We start from the raw sequence: 5886 nt of genomic DNA on the forward strand, positions 1-5886 counted from the left end.
TACCTGAACTGCGATAGAAAATGCGGCTGCTGCTTGTCGAAGACAATCGCGAACTGGCTGATTGGCTGGGCAAGACGCTGCGCCAGGCCAATTATGTCGTCGACATCGTCCATGACGGCGAGGATGTCGAGCATGCGCTTGCCGCCGGCGACCATGCGCTGGTGATTCTTGACCTTGCGCTGCCGCGCATGGGCGGCCTGGACGTGCTGCGCATGCTCAGGGCGCGCGGCAACCGGGTGCCGGTGATCGTGCTGACCGCGAACGCCAGCCTCGACGGGCGCGTCAAGGGCCTGAACGAAGGGGCCGATGACTATCTGGCCAAACCGTTCCAGGTCGAGGAGTTGGAGGCGCGCATCCGCGTCCAGTTGCGGCGCGTCAACGACCGGACCGCGCCTGTCGTTGCCTGCGGCGATCTCGTCTTCGACACCAACACGCGGCTGTTTTCGCTGGCCGGCGAGACGCTGGCGCTGACGCCGCGCGAGCACGCCGTGCTGGAGCAGCTGATGGTCAAGGCGGGACGCACGGTGAGCAAGGCGGCGCTGTCGTCGGCGATCTTTGATTTCGAAACAGACGCCGACCCCAGCGCCATCGAGATCTATGTGCATCGCCTGCGCAAGAAGATCGAGGGTTCGCGCGTTCAGATCGCCACGCTGCGTGGCCTTGGCTATCTGCTGCGCGATGCCGGTTAGCAGCCTCCGCCTGCAGCTGCTTGCCTGGGTGGTGCTGCCGCTCGCCGGGCTCGCCACCATTAATTTGTGGACCAGCCATCGCAACGCGCTGGCGACCGCCGACCTGGTGACGGATCGCATGCTGGTGGGTTCGGCGCGCGCCATCGCCGAACAGGTCGCAATCGTCGACGGCGTGCTCGACGCCACTGTGCCGCCGGCAGCGATCGAGATGTTCGACACCGGCGACCGCGACAGCGTCTACTATCGTGTCGAGACCGCGGGCGGACGGCTGCTGACCGGTTATCCCGACCTGCCCGAGGCGCAGGATCGCCCGAGCCTGGAAGCGACCTATCGCGACCGCACGTTGCGGCTGCTGACCTTCAGCCATGCGGTGATCGGCGCCGGCGCGGACTCGCCGATTTCCGTCACCGTCGGCGTCACGCTTGCCGGACACGATGCGATGGTACGGCATTTGTGGTTCAACGCTTTTGCCCAGCAGCTGATGCTGGTGGCGATTGCCGGCGTCTTCGTGCTGCTCGGCTTGCGCCGCGGCCTGGCGCCGCTGATCAGGCTGCGTGATGCCGTGCGTTCGCCGGCTCGCAGCGACCTCGATCCGATCGAAGTCACTGGCGCGCAGAGCGAGATCCGGCCGCTGATCGACGCGCTCAACGCCTATATGGAGCGAGTGCGGGGGCAGATGGCGGCGCAGCGGCGCTTCATCGCCAATGCCGCGCACCAGTTGCGCACGCCGCTGGCGCTGCTGTCGACGCAGGCGAGCTACGCGCTGCGCGAAAGTGCGGCCGATCAGCGCCAGGAGGCGCTGGTGGCGCTGCAGGCCAGTTCCGGCCGGCTGGCGCGGCTGGCCGAACAGCTCTTGACCCTGTCGCGGGCCGAGCCTGGAAGCCGGCGGCCGCGCGCCGATCGCATCGACCTGACGGAAGCCGCCCGCCATGTGCTGGAGACGCAAGCGCCGGCAGCGCTTGCGCGCAACGTCGATCTCGGGCTCGACGAAAGCGGGCCGGTGCCAGTGGTCGGCGACGGCACCATGCTGCGCGAGATGATCGTCAACCTGGTCGACAACGCGCTGCGCTACACGCCGGCTGGCGGCACCGTCACCGTCAGACTGGCCGCCATCGATGGCGAAGCGGTGCTGACGGTCACCGACGACGGGCCGGGCATCCCGGCGGACGAGCGAGAGCATGTCTTCGAGCGCTTCTACCGCCTCGCCGACGCAACCGAGGAAGGCAGCGGCCTTGGCCTCGCCATCGTACGCGAGGTGGCCGAAAATGCCGGTGGCCGCGTCACCCTCGCGGATGGCGCGGCCGCCGGCCTGGTGGTCGAGGTGCGGCTGCCCCTGGCCTAGCAATCACAGCTTCATGTCCCCTGCTCGTTGAACGAGGCCGGGCGCCATTTGACGACATAGTCCTCGAAGCGGGTGATGATGAACTCCACCACAAGCGCCATCACCGCCAGGATGATCATCGCCGCGAACACGCCATTGGCGTTGAAGGCGCCCTGCGCCGTCGAGATCAGCAGGCCCATGCCTTGCTTGGCGCCGAGGAATTCGCCGACCACGGCGCCGACCAGCGCGAAGCCGAAGCTGACATGCAGGCTGGCCAGGATCCAGCTCATCGCCGACGGAATGATGACCGAGGTGGTGATCTGGAACGGCGAAGCACCGAGGATCTGTGCGTTGGCGATCATCGACCGGTCCGCCTCGCGCACGCCCTGGAAGGCGTTGGCGAAGACGACGAAGAACACCATCACCACGGCGAGCGCGACCTTGGAGGCCATGCCGAGGCCGAGCGCGATGATGAACACCGAGCCCAGCACCACGCGCGGTACCGAGTTGGCGATCTTGATGTAGATCGAAAAGACGTCGGCCAGCAGCCGGTTGCGGCCAAGTATGATGCCGGCAGCGATGCCGCCTACAGCGCCGATGACGAAGCCGAGGAATGTTTCTTCCAGCGTCACATAAATCTGCAGCCAGAGCGGGCCTTGCGAGGTGCCTTCGGTGACCCACGACCAGATCTGCTGCCAGATGCCGGACGGGCTGGCGAAGAAGAATGGATCGATGATGTTGTAGTCGGCGCCGAGTTCCCACAGGCCGAGGAAGACGACCAGGATAGCCAAGCGCAGGCCGATGACCAGTGCATGGCGGCGTCGCAGCCGCACCCTTGCCCGGGCTTCGGCGACGGCGATGGAGGTATTGCGGGCAGCGGCCCGGTCAACGGTGGGAGAGATGGCGGTCATGGCGGTCTCCTCTCGGAGCAATTCCAGGAAAAGTGCCAAGCGGTTTCCGTCCGGAATTGCGAAAAACAAATCATTGGAGCGGGTCAGCCGCCCAAGTCTAATGGCCGGTCTGCAGGCTGCGGCTCTGGCCGAGCTGCACTTCCTCGCGAAGGTCGTTCCAGATCACTTTGGCGATCTCAACGAATTTCGGGTCATAGCGGATGTCGGCCATGACGCGCGGGCGCGGCAGGTCGATGCGGTAGACGCTCTTGACCGTGCCCGGCCCCGCCGTCAGCACATAGACCTTGTCGGCCAGCGCCACCGCCTCCTCGAGGTCGTGCGTGACGAAGACGACCGAGGATTTCTGCTCCGACCACATGTCAAGCAGTTCGTCCTGCATGGCGGTGCGGGTCTGCATGTCCAGCGCGCTGAACGGCTCGTCCATCAAAAGAATCTTGGGCTGGTTGATGAAGGTCTGGGCCAGCGCGACGCGCTTGCGCATGCCACCCGAGAGCTGATGCGGATAGTGCTTTTCGAAACGGCCAAGGCCGACGCGGCCGATCCAGTCACGCGCCCGTTCATAGGCCCGCGCCTTGGACACGCCGCGATAGAGCGGGCCGGCGGCGACATTGTCGATGACGCTGCGCCACGGAAACAGCGCATCGGCCTGGAAGACGAAGCCTATGTCGCGGCTGATCTCGGTGACGGGCTTGCCCATGACGCGGACATTGCCGGTCGTCGGCCTGAGCAGGCCGGTGACGAGGTTGAGCGTTGTCGACTTGCCGCAGCCGGTCGGCCCGACGACACAGGCGAACTCGCCGCGCGCGACCGTCATGGTGAAATCGCGGATCGCCGTCATCATGTGGCCGTCGGGCGTGACGAAGCGAAGCGTCACGTCATCAATGGCGATCGCGGCATCGGACGGCGGCGCGGCTGGAGACAGCTTCTCGGCCGCCATGGATTGCAGTTGCATGGCACACTCCTGTCGTGATGGGGCATGGATGCCAGCGGCACAAGCTCCTTTGGCTTGTCGTCCATCTGCATCTGGAAAGGCGCCGCTGCCGGATTGATTCAGCGGAGCGGCGCAAGTCATTGTTGCTCAAGGGCGGGCCGGGCGTCCGCCGTCGCCGACCGATGCTATTTGGCGGCGTCGACGAATGCCGTGGTGTAGGTCTTCGACAGGTCGATCTCTTTGCCCTGCAGGCTCTTGGAGAAGGTCGAGAGAACCTTAAGCACGGTTGGCGGGCCGTCGGCCGGCATGCGGCCGTCCGGCGTGAACATCGCCTTGCCGCCGGCCAGCCCCTGGACGTAGAGGTCCCTGTTACCGGCGTAATAGTCCTTCGGCATCTTGTCGGCGATCTCTTCGGCCGAATGGGTGGCGATGAATTTCATCGTCTTGACGAAGGCATTGGCGAGCTTCTGCGCCTCCTCCTTGTGGCTCTCGATCCAGGCCGACTGTACGTAGAAGGACGCCGCCGGATAGGGTCCGCCCAGCGCTTCCTTGGTCTTTTCCGGCGTGCGCATGTCGACGAGGATGCTGGCCTCGCCGGTCTTGAGCAGCTTGGCAATGGTCGGCTCGGTGGTCATGCCGGCCTGGATCTGGTCCTGCTTGACGGCGGCGATGAAGGTGTTGCCGGCGCCGACTGGCAGCAGCGTGTAGTCACCCGGCTTCAGGCCGTTGCGCACCGCCAGGTACTGGGTCAGGAAATCGGTCGACGAGCCGAGGCCGGTGACGCCGAGGGTCGCGCCCTTGAAGTCGGCCGGCGACTTGATCTCGGGGTGCTTGGCCGACACCAGCTCGACCTCGCCCGGCGCCTGGCTGAACTGCACGATCGACTGGATGTACTTGCCCTTCGACTGCAGATCGACGGTGTGGTCGTAGAAGCCGACGACGCCCTGCACGGCGCCCGCCAGCAATTCATTCTCGGCTTCGACGCCGGCGCGCGAGTTGACCAACTCGACATCGAGCCCCTCGTCCTTGAAGTAACCGAGCTGCTGGGTGAGCACGGCCGGCAGATAGATCTGCTTTTCCATGCCGCCGACGATAATGGTGATCTTGTCGGCCGCTGATGCCGCCGTGGCGCCCGTGGCGACAATGGCAAGCGTCAGCGCCGCTGAACGCAAGGCGCACTTCGAGATGAAACCGGTCACGTAAATTCCTCCACCTGGGCGACGCGCTATCTGGCGACGCCGCATTTTCTTCCTTGCCGGCCGCTCCCAGGCCGGTCACGGCAAGCGCCGCGACGCTGTGATGGCATGCCCAAGCTTTCAGCTGGCTTTCAGTCATTTTAGCGGCTGCCGAAATGGAACCCGGCGAGTTTGCCGGTTAGGAGGCGCCGAGAGCCAGCACGTCGCGCATGGTGTACTCGCCGGGTGGGCGACCGGCGACCCACAGCGCGGCCGCCATGGCGCCGCGCGCGAACATCGAGCGGTCGTCGGCCGAATGCGACAGCGTCAGTACCTCGCCGTCGGCCAGGAAGCTGACGCTGTGCTCGCCGACAATGCTGCCGCCGCGCGCCACCGCGAAGCCGATCTCGCCGGACGGACGTGCAAATGTGACGCCGTCGTGGCCGCGCCGCGCCGCGTCTGCCAGCGCAACGCCCCGTCCCTGCGCGGCCGCATCGCCCAGCATCAGTGCCGTGCCCGAGGGCGCGTCGACCTTTGAGCGGTGATGCGCCTCGAATATCTCGATGTCGCAATCGCCGGGGCCGAGCGCGCGCGCCGCCTGCTCGACCAGCCCGGTCAGCATGTTGAGGCCGAGCGAGTAACTGCCGGAACGCACGATGGCGATCTTCTTCGCGGCGGCGGCGATCGCGGCAAGTTCGGCGGCGTCGAAGCCGGTCGAGCCGATCACCAGCGCCGGACCGCCGCGCAAGGCGCAAGCCTCGGCAAGCTCAGCCGACGCGGCCGGCGTGGTGAAGTCGATGATGACGTCGGCGAGCGCCAGCGCTTCGTCGCGGCTGACCAGTCCCTCGCCGGTGGAGCC

Annotated in this window: 6 protein-coding genes; 2 read left to right on the forward strand and 4 right to left on the reverse strand. The window is 66.1% G+C overall.

All coding sequences use genetic code 11. The features are described 5' to 3' along the window. Positions 1 to 20 precede the first annotated feature (20 nt). On the forward strand, positions 21 to 689 hold the full coding sequence (locus EOA33_RS21480; RefSeq protein WP_126055569.1) for a response regulator: 669 nt from the start codon (positions 21 to 23) through the stop codon (positions 687 to 689). Continuing rightward, the gene (locus tag EOA33_RS21485; RefSeq protein ID WP_127406517.1) at positions 679 to 2031 is read left to right on the forward strand and encodes a sensor histidine kinase; all 1353 of its coding nucleotides are present in this window, start codon (positions 679 to 681) and stop codon (positions 2029 to 2031) included. The genes EOA33_RS21480 and EOA33_RS21485 overlap by 11 nt, the downstream gene beginning before the upstream one ends. A gap of 11 nt (positions 2032 to 2042) precedes the next feature. Here the strand turns inward: EOA33_RS21485 and EOA33_RS21490 are convergent, their stop codons facing one another. From EOA33_RS21490 to dapB, 4 genes are all read right to left on the reverse strand, one after another. After that, on the reverse strand, positions 2043 to 2921 hold the full coding sequence (locus EOA33_RS21490; protein ID WP_126055571.1) for an ABC transporter permease: 879 nt from the start codon (positions 2919 to 2921) through the stop codon (positions 2043 to 2045). 97 nt (positions 2922 to 3018) lie between these two features. Further along, the gene (locus EOA33_RS21495) at positions 3019 to 3873 is read right to left on the reverse strand and encodes an ABC transporter ATP-binding protein (protein WP_127406518.1); all 855 of its coding nucleotides are present in this window, start codon (positions 3871 to 3873) and stop codon (positions 3019 to 3021) included. Between the two features lie 164 nt (positions 3874 to 4037). Then, positions 4038 to 5051 (reverse strand): ABC transporter substrate-binding protein, encoded by a 1014-nt coding sequence (locus EOA33_RS21500; RefSeq protein ID WP_127406519.1) that lies wholly within the window; start codon positions 5049 to 5051, stop codon positions 4038 to 4040. A 175-nt stretch (positions 5052 to 5226) separates the two neighbouring features. Continuing rightward, positions 5227 to 5886 (reverse strand): 4-hydroxy-tetrahydrodipicolinate reductase (gene dapB, locus EOA33_RS21505; RefSeq protein WP_127406520.1); only part of this gene is annotated, 660 nt, incomplete at its 5' end.

Source organism: Mesorhizobium sp. M4A.F.Ca.ET.050.02.1.1, from assembly GCF_003997725.1.
Lineage (GTDB): Bacteria > Pseudomonadota > Alphaproteobacteria > Rhizobiales > Rhizobiaceae > Mesorhizobium.